General features: G+C 70.9%; 20 protein-coding genes and 1 pseudogene. 14 read left to right on the top strand and 7 right to left on the bottom strand.

The features are described from left to right. The first annotated feature begins 2 nt into the window (after window positions 1-2). Genes bioB through bioD form a run of 3 tightly spaced genes read left to right on the top strand, consistent with a single transcriptional unit; the run spans window position 3 to window position 3148 of the window. Window positions 3-1169, top strand: a complete 1167-nt coding sequence (gene bioB / locus ACF08W_RS19000; RefSeq protein WP_385213820.1) for a biotin synthase BioB — start codon at window positions 3-5, stop codon at window positions 1167-1169. Then, window positions 1162-2466, top strand: coding sequence for an adenosylmethionine--8-amino-7-oxononanoate transaminase (locus ACF08W_RS19005; RefSeq protein ID WP_392279903.1), 1305 nt, complete (start codon window positions 1162-1164; stop codon window positions 2464-2466). The genes bioB and ACF08W_RS19005 overlap by 8 nt, the downstream gene beginning before the upstream one ends. A gap of 1 nt (window position 2467) precedes the next feature. Then, on the top strand, window positions 2468-3148 hold the full coding sequence (bioD, locus tag ACF08W_RS19010) for a dethiobiotin synthase (RefSeq protein ID WP_392279904.1): 681 nt from the start codon (window positions 2468-2470) through the stop codon (window positions 3146-3148). 81 nt (window positions 3149-3229) lie between these two features. Here the strand turns inward: bioD and ACF08W_RS19015 are convergent, their stop codons facing one another. Further along, complete coding sequence (locus tag ACF08W_RS19015; RefSeq protein ID WP_352274337.1) at window positions 3230-3601, bottom strand: fic family toxin-antitoxin system, toxin component; 372 nt, start codon at window positions 3599-3601, stop codon at window positions 3230-3232. Then, the gene (locus tag ACF08W_RS19020; protein ID WP_352274336.1) at window positions 3598-3825 is read right to left on the bottom strand and encodes an antitoxin; all 228 of its coding nucleotides are present in this window, start codon (window positions 3823-3825) and stop codon (window positions 3598-3600) included. The genes ACF08W_RS19015 and ACF08W_RS19020 overlap by 4 nt, the downstream gene beginning before the upstream one ends. A gap of 466 nt (window positions 3826-4291) precedes the next feature. On the opposite strand from ACF08W_RS19020, the gene ACF08W_RS19025 reads away from it, so the two are divergent. The 7 genes from ACF08W_RS19025 (at window position 4292) to mug (ending at window position 11421) form a co-directional block, all read left to right on the top strand. Further along, window positions 4292-4795: a transglycosylase SLT domain-containing protein gene (locus ACF08W_RS19025; protein WP_385213830.1), complete on the top strand. Its 504-nt coding sequence runs from the start codon at window positions 4292-4294 to the stop codon at window positions 4793-4795. Window positions 4796-4902: 107 nt separating this feature from the next. Next, complete coding sequence (locus tag ACF08W_RS19030; protein WP_352274334.1) at window positions 4903-5328, top strand: GNAT family N-acetyltransferase; 426 nt, start codon at window positions 4903-4905, stop codon at window positions 5326-5328. Between the two features lie 231 nt (window positions 5329-5559). After that, window positions 5560-6897 (top strand): hemolysin family protein, encoded by a 1338-nt coding sequence (locus ACF08W_RS19035; protein WP_385213834.1) that lies wholly within the window; start codon window positions 5560-5562, stop codon window positions 6895-6897. Beyond that, window positions 6894-7913, top strand: a complete 1020-nt coding sequence (locus ACF08W_RS19040; protein WP_352274332.1) for a hemolysin family protein — start codon at window positions 6894-6896, stop codon at window positions 7911-7913. Before ACF08W_RS19035 ends, ACF08W_RS19040 begins: the two co-directional genes overlap by 4 nt. Before the next feature lie 126 nt (window positions 7914-8039). Next, window positions 8040-8888 (top strand): SGNH/GDSL hydrolase family protein, encoded by an 849-nt coding sequence (locus ACF08W_RS19045; RefSeq protein ID WP_385213838.1) that lies wholly within the window; start codon window positions 8040-8042, stop codon window positions 8886-8888. A 505-nt stretch (window positions 8889-9393) separates the two neighbouring features. Then, window positions 9394-10836 (top strand): adenylosuccinate lyase, encoded by a 1443-nt coding sequence (purB, locus tag ACF08W_RS19050; protein WP_352274330.1) that lies wholly within the window; start codon window positions 9394-9396, stop codon window positions 10834-10836. 21 nt (window positions 10837-10857) lie between these two features. Further along, a complete protein-coding gene (gene mug, locus ACF08W_RS19055) occupies window positions 10858-11421 on the top strand; it encodes a G/U mismatch-specific DNA glycosylase (RefSeq protein ID WP_392279905.1) in 564 nt (187 codons plus the stop codon). 145 nt (window positions 11422-11566) lie between these two features. Here mug and ACF08W_RS19060 read toward each other — a convergent pair whose 3' ends face one another. Both ACF08W_RS19060 and ACF08W_RS19065 read right to left on the bottom strand, forming a co-directional pair. Then, window positions 11567-12304 carry an ABC transporter permease gene (locus ACF08W_RS19060; protein WP_392279906.1) on the bottom strand — a complete coding sequence of 246 codons (738 nt, stop codon included), beginning with the start codon at window positions 12302-12304 and terminating at the stop codon, window positions 11567-11569. A gap of 2 nt (window positions 12305-12306) precedes the next feature. Further along, on the bottom strand, window positions 12307-13245 hold the full coding sequence (locus ACF08W_RS19065) for an ABC transporter ATP-binding protein (RefSeq protein WP_392279907.1): 939 nt from the start codon (window positions 13243-13245) through the stop codon (window positions 12307-12309). Between the two features lie 108 nt (window positions 13246-13353). Here ACF08W_RS19065 and ACF08W_RS19070 point away from each other — a divergent pair, with 108 nt between their 5' ends. The 3 genes from ACF08W_RS19070 (at window position 13354) to ACF08W_RS19080 (ending at window position 16504) form a co-directional block, all read left to right on the top strand. Next, window positions 13354-14574, top strand: coding sequence for a sensor histidine kinase (locus tag ACF08W_RS19070; protein ID WP_392279908.1), 1221 nt, complete (start codon window positions 13354-13356; stop codon window positions 14572-14574). 24 nt (window positions 14575-14598) lie between these two features. Continuing rightward, window positions 14599-15249 carry a response regulator transcription factor gene (locus tag ACF08W_RS19075; RefSeq protein ID WP_352274325.1) on the top strand — a complete coding sequence of 217 codons (651 nt, stop codon included), beginning with the start codon at window positions 14599-14601 and terminating at the stop codon, window positions 15247-15249. A gap of 97 nt (window positions 15250-15346) precedes the next feature. Beyond that, window positions 15347-16504, top strand: coding sequence for an ROK family protein (locus tag ACF08W_RS19080; protein ID WP_392279909.1), 1158 nt, complete (start codon window positions 15347-15349; stop codon window positions 16502-16504). Window positions 16505-16556: 52 nt separating this feature from the next. On the opposite strand, the gene ACF08W_RS19085 is transcribed toward ACF08W_RS19080, so the two are convergent. Further along, window positions 16557-17324, bottom strand: a complete 768-nt coding sequence (locus ACF08W_RS19085; protein ID WP_385213861.1) for a GntR family transcriptional regulator — start codon at window positions 17322-17324, stop codon at window positions 16557-16559. Window positions 17325-17574: 250 nt separating this feature from the next. Beyond that, window positions 17575-18462 (bottom strand): RNA polymerase sigma factor SigJ, encoded by an 888-nt coding sequence (sigJ, locus tag ACF08W_RS19090; protein ID WP_392279910.1) that lies wholly within the window; start codon window positions 18460-18462, stop codon window positions 17575-17577. A gap of 153 nt (window positions 18463-18615) precedes the next feature. On the opposite strand from sigJ, the gene ACF08W_RS19095 reads away from it, so the two are divergent. After that, window positions 18616-19446: an alpha/beta fold hydrolase gene (locus ACF08W_RS19095; RefSeq protein WP_392279911.1), complete on the top strand. Its 831-nt coding sequence runs from the start codon at window positions 18616-18618 to the stop codon at window positions 19444-19446. Window positions 19447-19521: 75 nt separating this feature from the next. Here the strand turns inward: ACF08W_RS19095 and ACF08W_RS19100 are convergent. Then, a pseudogene (locus ACF08W_RS19100) lies at window positions 19522-20370 on the bottom strand (DMT family transporter); the annotation flags it as partial. Between the last annotated feature and the right edge of the window lie 42 nt (window positions 20371-20412).

Genomic DNA, 20412 nt, shown 5'->3' on the forward strand with positions numbered 1-20412 from the left:
CCATGGACCTCCTGACCACACTGGTGGACAAGGGCCTGCGGCGTGAGCTGCCGACCCGTGAAGAAGCCCTCGCCGTGCTGGCGACCTCGGACGACGATCTGCTCGAAGTGGTGGCCGCGGCCGGGAAGGTACGCCGTCAGTGGTTCGGGCGGCGCGTGAAACTCAACTACCTGGTCAACCTCAAGTCGGGGCTGTGCCCCGAGGACTGCTCGTACTGCTCGCAGCGGCTCGGCTCCAAGGCCGGGATCCTCAAGTACACCTGGCTGAAGCCGGACGAGGCGTCGAAGGTCGCCGCGGCCGGAGTGGCGGGCGGGGCCAAGCGGGTGTGCCTGGTAGCGAGCGGCCGCGGTCCCACGGACCGCGACGTCGACCGGGTCTCGGAGACCATCGAGGCGATCAAGGAGCAGAACGAGGGCGTCGAGGTGTGCGCCTGCCTGGGTCTGCTCTCCGACGGCCAGGCCGAGCGGCTGCGGTCGGCCGGCGCCGACGCGTACAACCACAACCTCAACACGTCCGAGGCGACGTACGGGGACATCACCACCACCCACACCTACGCGGACCGGGTGGCGACGGTGCGTCAGGCCCAGTCCGCCGGGCTCTCGGCGTGTTCCGGGCTGATCGCGGGCATGGGAGAGAGCGACGCCGATCTGGTGGACGTCGTCTTCTCGCTGCGTGAGCTGGACCCGGACTCGGTGCCGGTGAACTTCCTGATCCCGTTCGAGGGGACGCCGCTGGCCAAGGAGTGGAACCTCACCCCGCAGCACTGCCTGCGCATCCTGGCCATGGTCCGGTTCGTCTGCCCGGACGTGGAGGTGCGGCTCTCCGGCGGGCGCGAGGTGCATCTGCGCTCGATGCAGCCGCTGGCCCTGCACCTGGTGAACTCGATCTTCCTGGGCGACTACCTGACCAGCGAGGGCCAGGCGGGCCAGACGGATCTGGACATGATCGCGGACGCCGGTTTCGAGGTGGAGGGCGCGGGCACGACGACGCTGCCCGCGCACCGGTCGGAGCAGGGCGGCGGATGCGGCTCGCACGCCGGTGGATGCGCCCCCTGCGAGGGGACGCCCGAGGCGGATCAGGCCGCCCCCACCGAGGTGCCGGCCGCCCGCACCGATCTGGTGGCGGTCCGCCGACGCGGCGCGGGGACGGATCTCGCCCCCAATGCCTGAGCCGCTCTCCCCGGCCGAGCTGAGGTCCCTGGACCGGGCCCATGTCTGGCATCCGTACGGCCCGATGCCGGGGCGTCAGGATCCGCTGGTCGTGGCGTCCGCGTCCGGGGTACGGCTCGGACTGGCCGAACCTGCCCACGGACGGACCGAGTTGGTGGACGGCATGTCCTCCTGGTGGTCCGCGGTGCACGGCTACAACCACCCGGTCCTCAACGAGGCGGCCCGCGGGCAGCTGGACCGGATGAGCCATGTGATGTTCGGCGGGCTCACCCATGAGCCCGCCGTGCGACTGGCCTCCCGGCTGGTCGAAATCACCCCGGAGCCGCTGCGGCACGTCTTCCTCTCCGACTCGGGGTCGGTCGCGGTCGAGGTCGCGGTCAAGATGTGCCTGCAGTACTGGCGTTCGGCCGGTCGGCCCGCCAAGCGACGGCTGCTGACCTGGCGCGGCGGCTATCACGGGGACACCTGGCAGCCGATGTCGGTCTGCGACCCCGAGGGCGGGATGCACGAGCTGTGGTCGGGCGTCCTGCCCCGTCAGGTCTTCGCCGACGAGCCGCCGGCCGGCTTCGACGCGAAGCCGGACGCCGCCTATGAGCGACAGCTGCGGGAACTGATCGCCGAGTACGCCGAGGAGTTGGCGGCGGTGATCGTGGAGCCGGTGGTGCAGGGCGCGGGCGGAATGCGTTTCCACTCCCCCGCGTATCTGCGGGTGCTGCGCGAGGCGTGCGACGCGAACGACGTGCTGCTGGTGTTCGACGAGATCGCCACCGGGTTCGGCCGGACCGGAAAGCTGTTCGCCGCCGGGCACGCCGGTGTCTCGCCCGATGTGATGTGTGTGGGCAAGGCGCTGACCGGCGGCTATCTGACGATGGCGGCGACGCTGTGCACCTCCCGGGTGGCGGAGGGCATCTCGCGCGGCGAGGTGCCGGTGCTCGCGCACGGCCCGACGTTCATGGGCAATCCGCTCGCCGCCGCGGTGGCGTGCGCCTCGATCGATCTGCTGCTCGGCCAGGACTGGGAGCGCGAGGTGGAGCGCGTCGGGGCGGGGCTGCGGAAGGGGCTCGCCCCGGCGTCCGAACTGCCCGGGGTGCGGGACGTACGGGTGCTGGGCGCGATCGGCGTCGTACAACTGGACCACGCGGTGGACATGGCGGCCGCGACCCGGGCCGCGGTACGGGAAGGGGTGTGGCTGCGGCCGTTCCGCGACCTGATCTACACGATGCCGCCGTACGTGACGGACGACGAGGACGTGGCGCGGATCTGCCGGGCCGTGCGCGCGGCGGCGCGGGAGGGATGAGATGACGATCCTGGTGGTGACCGGTACGGGCACCGAGATCGGCAAGACGATCGTGACGGCGGCCGTGGCGGCGGCCCACGCGGGCCGCCGCGTCGCGGTGCTCAAACCGGCGCAGACCGGCCTCGCCCCCGGCGAGCCGGGCGACGCCGCCGAGGTGGCGCGACTGGCCGGGAACCACGTCACGGCGGTCGAGCTGGCCCGCTTCCCCGAGCCCCTGGCTCCCGCGACCGCCGCCCGCAGGTCCGGACTCCCGCCGGTACGGCCGGACGATGTCGCCGACGCGGCACGGAAACTGGCGACCGAGCACGACCTGGTGCTGGTCGAGGGTGCGGGCGGGCTGCTCGTCCGGTTCGACGACGAGGGCTCGACCCTCGCCGACGCCGCACGGCTGCTGGCCGCCCCGGTGCTGGTCGTGGTGGCCGCGGGGCTGGGCACGCTCAACACCGCGGCGCTGACCTCGGAGGCCCTGCGGTCCCGGGGGCTGGAGTGCCGGGGGGTCGTGGTGGGCAGCATGCCCGCCGAGCCGGACCTCGCGGCGCGCTGCAATCTGACGGATCTGCCGGTGGTGACGGGCGCCCCGCTGCTGGGTGCGGTACCGGCCGGTGCGGGCGCGTTGGAGCCGGCCGCCTTCCGGGGGCGGGCCCGGGGCTGGCTCACGGCGGAGCTGGGCGGGGACCGCTGACCTCGGCGCGCGGGGCCGTGCGGGCCGCCCGTCCGCATCACGCGGACGCGGCCCACACGAACCGTGCGGCTCCCGTCCGGGTCACAGACTCCACTGGCGGAGTTCGTCGGCGATGGCCCGTACGTCGGCCTTGCCCTCCTTCACCAGCCTGGCCAGGTCGCGGACCTGCTCGGGCGAGGTGATGACCTTGAGGCCGGAGGCCACGAGATATCCGTAGGCGACGGCCGAGGAGAACATCGCGTTGGAGTGTTCGAGCGCGGGGACGTGCAGCAGCAACTGGAGGAGCGAGGCGGCCCGGGAGTGCGGGTCGCTGTACACGGGGCTGCCGAAGATCTCGGCCTCGTGACGGGCCACTGCCGCCACCAGCGCGCCCCAGTCGACGACCTGCGGATCGCCGGGGGTCTTGTGCTCGGCCACCATGAGCAGCCAGGCGAGGTCGATCTTCAGGTTCAACGCTTGCCTTCGCGCTCCGGGCCGAACTCCTCGGCGAACACCGACCCGTACTGCTTCATGAAATCGGCCGCCGCCTCGACGAAGGTGTGTCCCACCTCGCCGGCGTCCTGACGTACGAGCTCCTCTATATAGCGGTTCACGCTCATCCCCCTCTGCAGCGCGCGCTGCCGCGCGGCCTCGGCGGTGGCCTCGTCCACTCTCACGTTCAGCTGAGTCTTGGGCACCCCACCACGCTAGCGCCGGGGCGCTAGCACCGACAAGAGAAGGCCCCGGGTGCTCCGTACACGGGTCGGGGGACGGGGAACCGGGTCCGGGACGACCCTCGCGCCGACCTTCCATCGGCCTCGAATCCCGCCCCGGACGGGCCCGGGAACGCCCCGAGGATGTGATGCCACCCATAGGGGCCAGATCACATACGAAGAGGGGTAGTAGGCGTCGGAGCCGCAGACGCGCGAGATAAACAGCCTTAAATGCACCATTTCGGACATTGCTCCGTATTGGGGTAGTACGTCACATCGTTGACCCCTGGACGGACCGCCGCTAACCATGGTTGTCATCACGGGGAGCCACGAACGGCCCGGACGCGACACCACCGGACCCGCCACCCCGTCCCGCATCCCGCGGGCCCCGCCCCACCGCCGACACCGGCACCCGGGCGGCCTCGTCCCACCCCACAGGAGTTACTTCCGCATGACCGCTCGCACCCTGACCAGCACCGGCCGCATCCGCAACCTGGCCATCACCGCCCTCACCACCACCGCCGCCGCGGCCGCCGCCCTCACCCTGGTCCCCTCCTCCGCACACGCCGCGGAGGTCAAGCAGACCGCCGCCGCGGTCACCGCCGGTGACACGGGGCAGACCGGCAATGCCTACGCGAACAACCTGGACGGCTGGATCAAGGAGTCCCTGGACATCATGAAGTCCAAGGGCATCCCCGGCACCTACGAGGGCCTGCACCGCAACATCATGCGTGAGTCCAGCGGCAACCCCAACGCCGAGAACGGCTGGGACGTCAACGCCCAGAACGGCACCCCCTCCAAGGGCCTGCTGCAGGTCATCCAGCCGACCTTCAACGCCTACCACGTCGCCGGCACGGCCCACAGCCTCACCGACCCGGTGGCCAACATCACCGCCGCCGCCAACTACGCCGCCGCCCGCTACGGCTCCATCGACAACGTCAACTCGGCGTACTGATCCGGCCGTACGTACCGGCACACGCCACGCGGCGTCCGCACCACGGCGGACCGTCCACAGCGCGAAACACGCTCGCCCGGCCGATCCCACTCTGCTTGGCTCGGCCCATGAGCGATCTCCACATCCGCCACGCCGACCTCGGTGACATCGACGCCGTACTGGACTTCTGGCGCGAAGCCGCTGAGGGAACGAGCATCAGCGACGACCACGACGGGGTGACCCGGCTCATCGGCCGGGACCCCGAGGCCCTGCTCCTCGCGGAGCGCGACGGGCGGCTCGTGGGAACCGTCATAGCGGGCTTCGACGGCTGGCGGTGCTCGGCCTACCGACTGGCCGTACACCCCGACCACCGCCGCGAGGGCATCGGCACCGCCCTGACCCGGGCAGCGGAACAACGCTTCCTCGCCCTCGGCGGACGACGCGTCGACGCCATGGTCCTGGAAGCCAACGGACGCGCGCATCGCGCGTGGGGCGCGAACGGCTACCACCGCGAGGACCGCTGGCGGCGCTGGGTCAAGCCACTCACCGGCTGAACACCCCCCGGACCGCTGCCGCCGCACCGGCGACCACCGGCCGCGACAGCGCCGAACCGGGCGGCCCCCGGAACGATCAGCCGACTTTGCCGATCCTTTACTATGGTTGTTCCACTGTCCGCATCCTTCCGAAAGGTGTGAGCGTCCGCCCATGGGCGAGCCTCCCAGTCGACACGACCGGTACCGAGCGATCCTTCTCCCCCTGCCCGATCATGGGACGGAGGTGAACCGATGACCGAAGTGCTCCTGCTGCTCGTGGCCGTACTGCTCTCCCTGGCCTGCGGCGCCTTCGTCGCGGCCGAGTTCTCGCTGACGACCGTCGAGCGGGGCCAGCTGGAACGGGCCGTGGAGCGCGGCGAACGGGGCGCCGCCGGCGCCATGAAGGCCGTACGCAGCCTCACCTTCCAGCTCTCCGGCGCACAGCTCGGCATCACCGTCACCAACCTCGTGGTCGGCATGCTCTCCGAGCCGTCCATCGCCAAGCTCATCCGCGGCCCGGTGGAGGCGGTCGGCCTCTCCCCGAGCGTGGCCTCGTCGGTCGCTCTCGTCCTGGGCACGGCGCTGTCCACCGTGTTCCTGATGATCGTCGGCGAGCTCGTCCCGAAGAACTGGGCGATCTCCTCCCCGCTCGCCGTGGCGAAGGCCGTGGCCACCCCCCAGCGGATCTTCACCGCGGTCTTCCGTCCCTTCATCAGCCACCTCAACAACACCGCCAACCGGATCCTGCGCCGTATGGGCCTGGAGCCGGCCGAGGAGCTGGCCTCCGCGCGCAGCCCGCAGGAGCTGGCGGCACTGGCCCGGCACAGCGCGAAGGAGGGCGCGCTGGAGGCGGACACGGCGGAGCTGTTCGTTCGCACCCTGAACCTCTCGGAGCTGACGGCGGAGAACGTGATGACGCCCCGGGTCCAGGTCACCGCCCTGGAGGCGGAGGCCACCGCCGAGGACGTCGCGAACGCGACCCGGGCGACGGGCCTCTCCCGTTTCCCCGTGTACCTCGGCAATCTGGACACCGTCGTCGGAGTGGCGCACATCAAGGACGTGCTCGCGATCCCCGCCGAGCAGCGTCCCCGTACCCGTGTCTCGGAGATGCTCCGCGCCCCCCTGCTCGTACCGGAGACCCTCACCGTGGACCGGCTCCTGGACCGGCTGTCCGGCCAGCTCGCCATGGCCGTCGTCATCGACGAGTACGGCGGAACCGCCGGGGTCGTGACACTGGAGGACATCGTCGAGGAGGTCGTCGGCGAGGTGCGCGACGAACACGATCCGCACGAGACCGCGGACCTCGTACCGGCGGGCGAGGACACGGACGGACGACACCTGTGGTCGGCCGACGGCGCCGCCCGCATCGACCAGCTGAAGACGATCGGACTGCGGGTGCCGGACGGACCGTACGAGACGCTCGCCGGACTCGTCGCCACCGAGGTCGGCCGGATCCCCGCCGTGGGTGACACCGTGGAGCTGGCGGGATGGCGGATCGACGTGGTCGACGCGTCCGGGCGCCGTGCCGCGCGCGCCCTGCTGCACGCGCCGCTCCCCGGTGACGACGAGCGGACGGAGGACGCACGATGATCGCCGTCCAACTTCTCATCGGGCTGCTGACTCTGGTCGTCAACGCCTTCTTCGTCGGGGCGGAGTTCGCGCTGATCTCCGTACGCCGCAGCCAGATCGAACCCGCTGCCGAGGCCGGGAACCGGCGTGCGCGCAGCGTGATCTGGGGCCTCGAGCACGTATCGGCGCTGCTCGCGGCGGCACAGCTCGGCATCACGCTCTGCACGTTGGTCCTCGGTATCGTCGCCGAGCCCGCCATCGCGCATCTGCTGGAGCCCGTCTTCCACGCGGTGGGGATGCCGGACGGACTGATCCATCCCATCTCGTTCGTGATCGCGCTGACCGTGGCGACATATCTGCACATGCTCCTCGGTGAGATGGTGCCGAAGAACATCGCGCTCGCCGAGCCGGTCCGCGCCGCACTGCTGCTCGGACCGCCGCTGGTGGCCCTGGCCAAGGCGCTGCGGCCGGTGATCTTCGCGATCAACGCCTTCGCCAACACCCTGCTCAAGCTCCTCCGGGTCGAGACGAAGAACGAGGTGTCCGCCACGTTCTCCGACGACGAACTGGCCCGGCTGGTGACCGACGCGGGCGATGCCGGGCTCGTCGACGACCGCTCGGCCGAGCGGCTGCGCCACGCCCTCGAACTGGGCAGCCGTCCGGTGCGGGAGGTGGCGATGCCGGTGGACCGGGTCACGTACGCCAGGATCGGGACCACTCCGGAGCAGCTGGAGCGGCTCTCGTACGAGACCGGCTTCTCCCGCTTCCCCGTGATGGACGGGGAAGGGCGGATACTCGGCTATCTCCATGTGAAGGACGCCCTCGACGCCGCTCCTCGCGACGTTCCCTTCCCGGTGACCGCGATGCGGCCCATCGCCCGGGTCCGGGCGGACACACCGCTCGACGACGCCCTGACCGCGCTGCGGCGCAGCCGTACGCACCTGGCGGCGGTGCTCGACGAGGACGGCCGGCCGGCCGGGATGGTCACCATGGAGGATGTCCTGCGCGAGCTGGTGGGGCGCCCGAAGGCCGCCTGACGAAGGAGCGGGGCCCGCTGACGGAGTACGGGGCGCGGCCGGACACGGGTCCGGCCGCGCCCTTCGTCCCTCGGGCGGCCACGGGCCCCGGAGGGGGCCGGCCCACCGCGATACCATCGCTCCGCCATGGAAACGAATGCCTCCTACACCAGTCTTGTCGCGGTCGGCGACTCGTTCACCGAGGGCATGTCGGACCTGTTGCCCGACGGGTCGTACCGCGGATGGGCCGATGTACTCGCCGGACGGCTCGCCGCCCGCACACCGGGGTTCCGCTACGCGAATCTCGCGGTGCGCGGCAAGCTGATCGGCCAGATCGTCGACGAACAGGTCGACGCGGCCGCGGCCATGCACGCCGATGTCGTCACGCTCGTCGGCGGGCTCAACGACACGCTGCGCCCCAAGTGCGACATGGGGATGGTCCGCGGACGTCTCGAGGAAGCGGTGGAACGGCTCGCGCCCTCGTGCGGAACGCTGGTGCTCATGCGGAGCCCGGGGCGCGCCGGCCCGGTGCTGGAGCGGTTCCGTCCGCGGATGGAGGAGCTCTTCTCCCTGGTCGACGACTTGGCGGCCCGGCACGGGGCGGTGGTCGTCGACCTGTACGGGGCACCGGTACTGGGCGACCCCCGGCTGTGGGACGTCGACCGGCTCCATCTGACGGCCGACGGCCATGACAGGGTGGCCGAGGCGGTCTGGCAGACGCTCGGGCTGCCGCCCCGGAACGACTGGCGGACGCCGCTGCCGCCCTCCGTGCCGCCCGCATGGGCCGCCCGGCGGGTCGAGGACGCCCGCTTCGCCCGTGAGCACCTCCTCCCGTGGATCGGACGTCGGCTGACCGGCCGCTCCTCCGGGGACGGGCGTACGGGCGCCCAGTACAGCTCCGAGCTGGGCGGGGCGTTCTGGGTCACGCCCGGGAACGACCGGTCCCCCGGCCCGGTCGCGACCTGGCACCGGGTCGATCCGGCCCCGCCCGCGTAACGACTCGTGCCCGGGAGCGGCCGCCCGGTGTCCGCCGCGGCCTCGCCACGAAAGATCCGTGCGACGTACCGTCTCCCTCCACCTCGCCCACGCCGGGGCGAGCCGACGGATCATGGTCCCCACCGGCCGGGACCGCCGAACCCGGACCACCTCCGAGCCCGTCCCCGGCTGTGCCACCACCATCACCGGCCGGAACGGACGGACACCGCTTCGTGGCCGACGCGGGCGTGGCAGGCCCTTCGAGGACGGCCGCGGAGTGGCCCTCGGCGCGGTGATCAGATCACGGTCCCGCATCGGTTCGGCTCCCTGGATCGAGGGACTTCTTCTCGGGCCCGGCCGTACCGGAACCACCGGACCGGGGTCATGCGCCTTACGCGGGTGCCGCCCAACGGTTGCGAGGCGGTCGCCCAGCCTCTCCGACCTGCGCCTTGCGAGTTGGGTAGGTGACCAAGAAGGTCCGTGGGCGCTCGGGAGCCGCTGAGGGCGGCGGGTAAACTCCCGACACGTGACTGCTGTGTCTGCGAAGCCTCGCATCCCCAATGTCCTGGCCGGCCGCTATGCCTCCACGGAGCTGGCCGTTCTCTGGTCCCCCGAGCAGAAGGTGAAGCTGGAGCGCCAGCTGTGGCTGGCGGTACTGCGCGCTCAGAAGGACCTCGGGATCGAGGTGCCGGACGACGCGCTGGCCGACTACGAGCGGGTCCTCGACCAGGTCGATCTCGCCTCGATCGCCGAACGCGAGAAGGTCACCCGGCACGACGTCAAAGCCCGGATCGAGGAGTTCAACGCCCTCGCCGGCCATGAGCAGGTCCACAAGGGCATGACCTCTCGGGACCTCACCGAGAACGTCGAACAGCTCCAGATCAGGCTCTCCCTCGAACTGATGCGGGACCGTACGGTGGCGGTCCTGGCCAGGCTCGGGAAGCTGGCGGGCGAGTACCGCGAACTGGTCATGGCCGGTCGCTCCCACAACGTCGCCGCTCAGGCGACCACCCTCGGCAAGCGCTTCGCGACCGCCGCCGACGAGCTCCTGGTGGCATACGGACGCCTGGAGGACCTGCTGACCCGCTACCCGCTGCGGGGAATCAAGGGCCCCGTGGGCACGGCGCAGGACATGCTGGACCTGCTGGGCGGTGACGCCGGAAAGCTCGCCGACCTGGAACAGCGCATCGCGGCGCACCTCGGATTCTCCCAGGCCTTCACCTCGGTCGGCCAGGTCTACCCCCGTTCCCTCGACTACGACGTGGTGACCGCGCTGGTCCAGCTGGCCGCCGCTCCTTCCTCGGTCGCCAAGACGATCCGGCTGATGGCCGGACACGAGCTGGTGACCGAGGGCTTCAAGCCGGGCCAGGTCGGCTCGTCGGCGATGCCGCACAAGATGAACACCCGGTCCTGCGAGCGCGTCAATGGCCTCATGGTGATCCTCCGCGGCTATGCGTCGATGACCGGCGAACTGGCCGGCGACCAGTGGAACGAGGGCGACGTGTCCTGCTCCGTGGTCCGCCGGGTGGCCCTTCCGGACGCTTTCTTCGCCTTCGACGGTCTGGTGGAGACGTTCCTGACGGTGCTCGACGAGTTCGGTGCGTTTCCTGCCGTCGTCGCCCGTGAGCTGGACCGTTACCTTCCGTTCCTTGCCACGACCAAGGTCCTCATGGGCGCGGTGCGTGCGGGTGTCGGCCGCGAGGTCGCCCACGAAGCGATCAAGGAGAACGCGGTCGCCTCGGCCCTGGCCATGCGCGAGCAGGGTGCCGAGCGTAACGAGCTGCTCGACAAGCTGGCCGCCGACGAGCGCATCCCCCTGGACAGGGAACAGCTCGACGCGCTGATGGCCGACAAGCTCTCCTTCACCGGTGCGGCCGGTGATCAGGTCGGTTCGGTGGTCTCTCGCATCGAGGAGATCGTCAAGCAGCACCCCGAGGCCGCCGCGTACGCCCCGGGCTCCATCCTCTGACGGCCTCGGCCTTCCTGCCGGATGACGCCCGAAGAGCTCCAGGCCGCCCGTGACCGCACCGTTCCCGACGTGGTCACGGGCGGGCTGCGTGTACTGTTCTGCGGAATCAATCCCAGCCTCATGACGGGGGCGACGGGCCACCACTTCGCCCACCCCGGCAACCGCTTCTGGCCTGTTCTCCATCGGTCCGGCTTCACCCCTCGCCAGTTGGATCCAGCTGAGCAGAACGAACTGCTGCGCTACGGTCTCGGCATCACCAATGTGGTCGCCCGGGCCACCGCTCGTGCGGACGAACTGTCCGCCGAGGAGTACCGGGAGGGCGGGCAGATCCTCCGGGCCAAGGTCAAGACCCTGCGGCCGCAGTGGCTGGCGATCGTGGGCGTCACGGCCTACCGCACAGCCTTCGGCAGGCGCACCGCGCGGATCGGTCCGCAGGACCACACGATTGGCGGCGCGCAGGTCTGGGCCCTGCCCAACCCCAGCGGGCTCAACGCCCACTGGACCGTTCAATCGATGGCGGAGGAGTACGGCCGTCTCCTCGCCCGCGTCGACGAGGCCACCGCCTGCACCCCCGAAGCTCCCTGACACGTCTGTCGGCGATCCCTCGTATTCCGCTGCTCTTCCCTCGGGGATCAGCCATTGGCTCCGTCCCATGGATCCCGCTCCCCGCACCTGGCCCCGGAGGGCTTCATTCGTCGTGGGGCGGCGCAGGCCCCACAGTTGAGGGGAACTACGCGTCCCTGCGTCGTACCGCCCACCAGCCGGCCAGCACGGCGGCCAGCGCCCACGCCGCCGTCACCGCGAGCCCGCTCCATGGCCCGAGACTTCCCTGCGGGGTCTGGTGGAGCACCATCTGCCCCGCGCGGTCCGGCAGATAGTCCGCGGCACCGGCCGCGACATCACCGATGACGAACGGCACGATGAGCACGAACGGGATGAGCAGGCCGAGGACGGTCACCGCGCTGCGCAGCAACGCGGTGAGACCGGCCGCGAACAGTGCCATCAGAGTCAGGTAGATCCCTCCCCCGAACGCTGCCCGCAGTGCGCCCGGATCTCCCAGGCCGATCGCGTACTCACCCATGAACAGCTGACCCACCAGGAAGGTGGTGAAGCTCGTGACCAGGCCGACGACGCCCGCCGCCGCTCCGACGACCGCGATCTTCGCGGTGTAGAAGAGGTTTCTGTGCGGTACGGCGGCGAGCGATATCCGCAGCGCGCCATTGAGGAATTCGCAGGACAGCGCGGTCGCTCCGAAACTGATGGCGGCGAGCTGGCCGAAGTTCAGCGCGTAAAAGGCACCGAAGACGGGGTCGGCCCCCGCGTTGTCCGCCTCCGCCTGACCGACGGTCGGGAAGACCAGCAAGGTGACGGCGAGCGTCACGGCCAGGACCGCTATCAATGACCCCGCTGTGGACCGGAGCGATCTCACCTTGATCCACTCGGAACGCAGCACTGCTGTGGTCGACATGTTCAGGCCTCCTGCTGAGGGTCGGATTGGATCGGCGCGGACGCGAATTCCGCGGTGCTGGTGGTGAGGTCGAGATATGCCTGTTCCAATGTGGTTCGCTCGTCCGCGAGTTCCAGAACCGGAATACCTTCGGCAGCGGCTATCGCCCCTATCTCTTCCGCTTTCACCCCTTCGATGGTCAAACGGCCATCGTCGCCCTGCGTCGGGGTGTGGCCCCTGCGAGCCAGAAGGTCGCGCAGCCGTGTCGGCTCGGTCGTTCGCACGCGGGTCCTGGGACTGCTGCGGGATTCCAGGAACTCCTGCATGGGCAGGTCCGCCAGCAGCCGCCCCTGGCCGAGAATCACCAGGTGGTCGGCGAACGACGAGGTCTCGTTCATCAAGTGGCTCGACACCAGGACCGTGCGCCCTTCACGGGCCAAGCGCTTCATGAGCTCGCGGATCCAGATGATGCCTTCCGGGTCGAGACCGTTCGACGGCTCGTCCAGCATCACTATCTCCGGGTCTCCCAGCAGGGCGGCCGCGATGCCCAGCCGCTGACGCATTCCGAGCGAGAAGGTCTTGATGCGGGCGCCGCCGACCTGTGCGAGGCCGGCCTCCTCCAGCACCTCCTCCACTCTCCGGGCACCGATCCGGTTACTGACCGCGAGTGCCGAAAGGTGATTCCGTGCGGTGCGCGAGCCGTGGGCGGCCTGGGCGTCGAGCAGGGCGCCTACCCGACGCAGAGGTTCGGTGAGCTCGGCATACCGTCGGCCGCCGATCGTCGCACTGCCCCGGGTGGGCCTGTCGAGACCGAGAACGAGTCGCATAGTCGTGGACTTGCCGGCCCCGTTGGGACCGAGGAATCCCGTGATGCGCCCCGGGCGCACACTGAACGTGAGGTCGTCCACGGCACGTTTGTTTCCGTACAGTTTGGTGAGGGTCTGGACGTCGATGCTGGTCATGTCCTCAGCCTCGCGCCGGTGCCCCGTTGCTCGCCTCACTCGTGCGTGGGGTTCTCCTCCCTCTCGCGGGGGAGCCGCTGCGACCCGGCGGACTGGCACGATGACCGCATGTTCCGCCTCCTGCGACCGCTCGCCTCGTCCGTCACCTACACCCGATGGCTTCATCTGCTCATCCCGGGTGCGGGCTACAGCGTGTGGATCTTCATCTCGCCGGACTCGCCGTGGGTGCCGGTGCTCTTCGCGATACCGGTCGGGTTGTTGCCCGGGATGCGGCTCGCCGAGGGAGTGCAGGCGCAGTTGCTGCTCGTTCCGGAGGACCGTGGCAGACCCGATCCCTCCATATCCGCGACCTCGGCGTCCACCTGGGGCGACCGCTGGCGAACGGTGCTGTGGTTGGAGGCGCGCCTGATACTCGCAGCTCCGGTCTGGTACGTCACGGTGTGGCTGTCGGCGACCGCGGTGGATCTGTTTCTCGCCTCGTTCGGAAAGAACCCGAGCGACGACTGGCTCGCCCGGGGATGGGAGTCGCACTGGTGGCTCGGCCTGCTCGCGCCGCTCTCCCTTCTCCTGCTGTTCCCCGTCGTCGTGCTGAGCGGCCACCTGATCACCGCGATCGCCCGGTGGCTTCTCGGTCCCTCACCGACGCAGCGGCTGACGGAGCTGGAGGAGCGCACGGAGCAGTTGCTGGAGCGCAATCGCATCGCACGCGAGTTGCACGACTCGATCGGCCACGCGCTGACGGTGGCGGTCGTACAGGCCGGAGCGGCTCGTGCGGCAGGGGATCCGGCGTTCACCGAGCGCGCCCTCGCCGCGATCGAGGAGACCGGCCGGGACGCGCTCGACGATCTGGAGCGGGTCCTACGGATCCTGCGGGAGCCGGAGGCGCCGGTGGGGCAGAGACCGACGCTCGCGGAATCGGACCGGCTCCTGGAATCCGCGCGCGGCTCGGGGGCTGAGGTCGACGCGGACGTGTCCGGTCCTCTGGGACAGGTTCCTGGTGCGGTCTCCCGCGAGGGGTACCGCATTCTTCAGGAGTCGCTCACCAATGTGCTGAGGCACTCGGGAGCCGTCCCCGTCCGTGTACGGATCGCCGTCGCCGAGGGGCGCCTGGAGTTGGAGATCACCAATCCGCTCGCGGACTCTTCCGTAGCCCCGGGCGGCGGAAGCGGGCTGCGTGGTATCCGGGAACGGGCGGCGCTGCTCGGCGGAAGAGCCGTGGCGGGCCCGCACGAGAAGGAATGGCGGGTCCACGTGGTCCTTCCGTTGGACGGGGTGCGGATCGCTCCGCCGTCCCCGAGCGCCCGCCGGAACCGTCTGGAAAGCCCTTAGCTGGACAGCCCTTAGGCTGTGCCAATGGCGGTCAGCGTACTTCTGGTAGACGACGAGCCCCTCGTCCGCGCGGGGTTGCGCGCGATCCTCGATGCTCAGCCCGATATCGAGGTCGTGGGCGAGGCCGGTGACGGAGCCGCTGTGATCCCGCTGGTGCGTCAGTTGCGCCCCGATGTGGTGGCCATGGATGTCAGGATGCCGCTGATGGACGGGATCGAAGCCACCCGCACGATGCTGCGGACGGTGCCGGACCCGCCGAAGATCCTGGTGGTGACGACCTTCGAGAACGACGAGTACGTCTATGAGGCGTTGCGGGCCGGTGCGGACGGCTTCCTGATCAAGCGGGCCCGGCCGACCGAGATCGTGAACGCGGTGCGCCTGGTCGCCGAGGGCGAGTCCCTGCTCTTCCCCGCGGCGGTCCGGCAGCTGGCCACCGAGTACGGGAGCAGCAAGGCGCGCGCCGCCATGGAGCGGGCGGCTCTCACCGAGCGGGAATCCGCGGTGCTCCGGCTGATGGCCCGTGGCCTGTCGAACGCCGAGATCGCCGCCGGGCTCGTGGTCGGTGTCGAGACGGTGAAGACCCATGTCAGTTCCGTACTGGCCAAGTTGGGCGCGCGGGACCGGACCCAGGCGGTGATCGCGGCGTACGAATCCGGGTTCGTCGCCCCGGGCTGAGGTAGCCGCCCCGAAAGCCGTCGCGTCCCGTGGTCGCCCGGCGCCCTGGTAGCGAGTACCATCCGCCTGACATGCGCTTGAGCTGGGAGGACACACTGTGGGCCGGCTGACCGGCGGAGATCCGTCACTGTTGCGACGCATCAATTCCGCAGTGGTGCTGCACGCGCTGCGTGGAGCCGACTCCCCCACTCTGACGGACCTGACCAGGATCACCGGCCTGTCCCGGCCCACGGTCGAAGGAGTCGTGGAGGGGCTCTTCGAGGCAGGGCTGGTCGTCGAGTCGCTGCCCGACGGCGGCGAGGCCCGGCGTCAGGGACGACCGGCGCGCCGGTTCCGGTTCCGTGCCGAGGCCGGCCATCTGCTCGGTGTCGAGATCGGTCCGCACCGCGTCTCGGCGCTGCTCTCGGGGCTGGACGGCCGGATCATCGGTGCGGGCGCCCGTGAGGTGTCGGAGACCGCCTCCGCCGACGACCGGCTCGACAAGGTCAGGGCCGTGGTGGCCGACGTGCTGCGGCGAACGGGGGTGGCCCGCAGCAGTCTGCGGGCGGTGGGCGTGGGCAGCCCCGGCATCGTGGAGGCGGACGGGACGGTGCGGCTGGGCACCGCGCTGCCGGGCTGGACGGGGCTGGCGCTGGGAGAGCGGCTGAGACGTTCCTTCCGCTGCCCCGTCCTGGTGGAGAACGACGCCAACGCGGCGGCGGTCGCGGAGCACTGGAAGGGTGTGGCCACCGAGTCCGACGACGTCGTGTTCGTCCTGGCGGGGCTGAGCCCCGGGGCCGGATCGTTGATCGGCGGACGGCTGCATCGCGGTTTCGGCGGTGCGGCGGGCGAGATCGGAGCACTGCATCTGCTCGGGCGGGAGGCGACTCCGGAGCGGCTGCTGTCCACGACGGACACTCCGCTGGACCCGTTGGACGAGCCGGCCGTGGCCCATGTGTTCGCGCAGGCCCGGCAAGGAGACGACCGGGCCCAGGCGGCGGTCGAGCGGTTCATCCAGCGGCTGGTGCACGATGTCGCCGCCTTGGTCCTGGCGCTGGATCCCGAGCTCGTCGTGGTGGGCGGCTGGGCCACCGGCCTCGACGACCTGCTCGATCCCCTCCGCAGTGAGCTGGCCCGCTACTGTCTCCGGCCGCCACGGGTCGCCTTGTCGATGCTCGGTGAGGCGGCCGTGGCCACCGGCGCGCTGCGGCTGGCTCTCGACCATGTGGAGGAGCAGTTGTTCGCGGTGGAGGGAACGGTGACGGCCCGCCGCTGAGGGCGACGGGCCGTCACTGTTCCGGCCGCTCCTGCCGTACGTCCGGAGCGGCTCAGGAGGCCTGGCGCTCCGGGCCGTGGTGGCTGATCTCGACATCGCCCGCGTCGCCGAAGGTGAGCCGGCAGGTGTCGGCCCGGTACGTGGCGACGGAGAGCGCGGCGGTGCCGCCCGCCACCAGGTAGCGGGTGGTGACGACCAGCACGGGAGCGCCGGGAAGCCGGTCGAGCTCCTTGGCGTCGTCCGCCCGCGCCGAGCCCAGCTCGACGGAGCGGTCCTGCCCGTCGAGGCCGAGACGGTGCAGCTCGCGCAGGACGGCACGGGCCCGGGCGGGCCCGGACGGGGCGTCGATCGCGGAGAGTTCGGGTACCGAGGACGCCGGGACGTAGAGGAACTCCGCCGCGACCGTCTGGCCGTGGGTCGTCCGGATCCTGCGTACGACGTGCACCGGCTCGGCGGCGTCCGCCCCGAGCGCGGAGGCGACCGCGGGCGGGGCGGGGGCCGTCGTGGCGTCCACGGGCTGCCATGCCTCCGCGGCGCCACCGCCGGTCCAGTCCCGCTGGGCCGTGGAGACGGCCACACCGACGCGCGGCGGGGCGACGGTCGTCCCGACGCCGCGGCGGCGCTGGAGCCTTCCTTCGAGTTCGAGCTGCTCCAGGGCCTGCCGGAGCGTGGCCCGGGCGACTCCGAAGCGAGCGGCGAGCTCACGCTCGTTGGGCAGGATCTCGCCCACCGCAAAGTCCGAGTCGAGTGCCTCACTGAGCACGGTCTTGAGGTGCCAGTACTTCGGCTCCTGCACCGATTCCAGCTGCGTGGTCCCCACCCTGTCCTCCGCAATCGCCCAGCGGCTATTCCGCGACGTTATTTATTAAAGGTTCCTGCCTTAACGGTGAGACCATAGGACGGTAGACACCCTTGGTCAAGACCAATCCTGCGTCGGTCACGCAGTGGAACGAACCCTTGCCGCAGAGCGTTCACAGGACGTTCGTGATGCCGTGGGACGCGCGCAGCACAAAGCCCCACGGCCGGCGAGGCCATGGGGCTTCGTCCGCAGCGACGCGAGGGGCGTACGGCTACGGGAGGGCGGAGAAGTGCTGAAGCTTGTCGGGGTTGCGCACGATGTACACGCACTGGACGGCCCCGTCCCTGACGTCCAGCTGGACGACGGAGTCGACCTCGCCGCCCACGAGCACCAGGAGCGCCGGACCTCCGTTGAGTTCCAGGAGCCGGGAGTCCAGACGTCCGGCCTGCTCGCGGGCGACCGCGAGCAGGAAGCGGCCGACCTTGTCGGCGCTGTCGATGATCCGCAGCGGCGCCTTGGACTTCCCGCCGCCGTCCCCGACGAGCCGCACGTCGGGCGCGAGGAGCGCCACCAGTGCCTGGAGGTCCCCGCCCGCCGCCGCGGCGAGAAAGCGCTCCGTGAGGTCACGGCGTTGGGCCGGATCGACGTCGTACCGCGGCTTGCGCTCCTCCACATGGCGCCGCGCGCGTCCCGCCAGCTGGCGCACGGCCGCCTCGCTCCGGTCCAGGGTGTCGGCGATCTCCGCATACGGGAGTCCGAACGCCTCGCGCAGCACGAAGACGGCCCGTTCCAGCGGCGACAGGGACTCCAGGACGACGAGCACGGCGATCGACACGGAGTCGGCCAGGACGACCCGCTCCGCACTGTCGGGCGCGGCGGGGCCGAAATCGGTGACGACCGGCTCCGGCAGCCACGGCCCGACATACGTCTCACGGCGTGACCGCGCCTGCCTCAGCCGGTCGACGGCGAGGCGGGTGACGACCCTCACCAGGAAGGCGCGCGGCTCGCGTACGTCCTCGCGCGGCGCGGAGGACCAGCGGAGCCATGCCTCCTGCACCACGTCCTCGGCGTCGGCGATCCGGCCCAGCATGCGATACGCGACGCCGGTGAGGACGGGGCGGTGGTTCTCGAAGACATCGGTCGCGGTGTCGGCTGTCACTCCCCCATCCCAGCCCACCCGCCCCACCCTGTCCAGCACGAACCGGCCGCCCCCCTTGAACTGCGGGCTACTCGGCGGTAATTGTTGTTGACGAGACGTCTAAGTCGCCTTCGGGCATGGCCCGTTCATGCCTGATCACCCCAGGAGCCCAGCATGGCCAGCACGGTCTCGTTCAGCGTCGAATCGCCCCATGGGCCCCGGACCGTGTCCGTGGCGTACGAGCGGACCGGTACCGGCGATCCGTTGCTGCTGCTCCATGGCATAGGTCACCATCACCAGGCGTGGACCCCCGTGCTGTCCCCGCTCTCCGCGGAGCGGGATGTCATAGCCGTCGACCTGCCCGGCTTCGGCGAGTCGCCGGAGCTCCCCGAGGGGCTGCCGTACGACCTGCCGACCGTGGTCTCGGTACTCGACGCGTTCTGTGCGGAGATCGGTCTGGACCGGCCGCATGTGGCGGGTAATTCCCTGGGCGGAATGCTGGCGCTGGAGCTCGGGCGGCAGAAGCGGGTGCGGTCGGTGACCGCACTCTCGCCCGGCGGATTCTGGACCGAGGGCGAGCGGCGTCTGGCGTTCGGCACGCTGCGGGCCATGAGGCACGCGGCACGGTCCATGCCGGTCCCGCTGATCGAGCGGCTCTCGCGCAGCGCGGCCGGGCGCACGGCGCTGACCAGCAGCATCTACGCCCGGCCCGGCCGCCGTTCACCCGAGGCCGTCGTCGCGGAGACCTTCGCCCTGCGGCAGGCCACCGGATTCGACCAGACGCTCGCCGCCGGGCGGAGCGCAGCGTTCACCCGTGATGTGCCGGGGCTGCCCGTGACCGTCGCCTGGGGCACCCGGGACCGGATACTGCTGCGCCGGCAAGGGGTCAGGGCGAAGCACACCATCCCGGACGCCCGGCTGGTCCGCCTGCCCGGATGCGGCCATGTGCCGATGAACGACGATCCCGCGCTGGTGGCACGCGTCATCCTCGACACCAGCCGCTGAATCCGCACCGATGCGCGTATTCGCACCACGGGCGGCCGCGCGCCGGGACAGGGTCCCCGCCCCGAGGGCGACGCCGAGCCCGACGAGCAGGCTGCCGCAGATCTGGGCGGAACCGTAGGAACCCGTGCCGACGACCGGCGCGGTGAGTGCGGCGGAGACCGGGATCAGGCCGGAGAAGAGGGTCGCGCGCTCGGTGCCGATGTGCTGCATGCCCGTGTACCAGCAGACGAATCCGACGACGGTGACCACGGCCGCCTGCCACAACAGCGCGGCCGTCTCGGCCCCGGTGGGTATGCGCAGCGCTCCACCGCCGTCCAGGAGCACACCGAGCAACGCCGATTCGACGGCCGCGATGCCGCATACGACGGCCGAGAGCAGTCGTGGCCCGAGCGGACGCAGCACCGGCCCCGCCAGGACCGCGAAGCCGACCTCGCCCGCCAGCGCTCCGGACGAGCAGAGGATGCCCGCCAGGTCCGTGCGGCCCCACCCCTGGACGGTGAAGGCCCCGGCGGCGACCAGCCCCGCCGCGCAGAGCACCGTACGCGTGGGCCGACGCCCCTCCAGGAGGGGTACGAGTACGGCGACGACGATCGGCGCGCATCCGACGAAGACTCCTGGAACGGCCGGTTCCGCCGACCGTTCCGCGCCGAGCACGGCCAGGTTGAAGCCGACCATCCCGATGGCGGCCAGCAGTGCGAGCCGTCCCCACTGACGTGGGGTGAGGGTGCGCAGCACGGCGGTCGGCCGGCGGCCGCCGTCGCGGGCCAGGACCGGTAGGAGCAGCAGTGCCGCCAGGCCGTAGCGCAGCGCCTGGCCGCCCGCGTACGGGTAGTCGCCGAGGACGCTGTTGGCGGTGAAGGAGGCGCCCACGAGGACGCAGGCGAGGGCCGCGAGGAGGGCCCCGCGCAGTGAGCTGGCTTTCATGGGACCGACGTTAGGCAGCCGGGCGGACCGGGTTAAGGTCCA

This window comes from Streptomyces sp. NPDC015144, from assembly GCF_043079735.1.
Classification (GTDB): Bacteria; Actinomycetota; Actinomycetes; order Streptomycetales; family Streptomycetaceae; genus Streptomyces.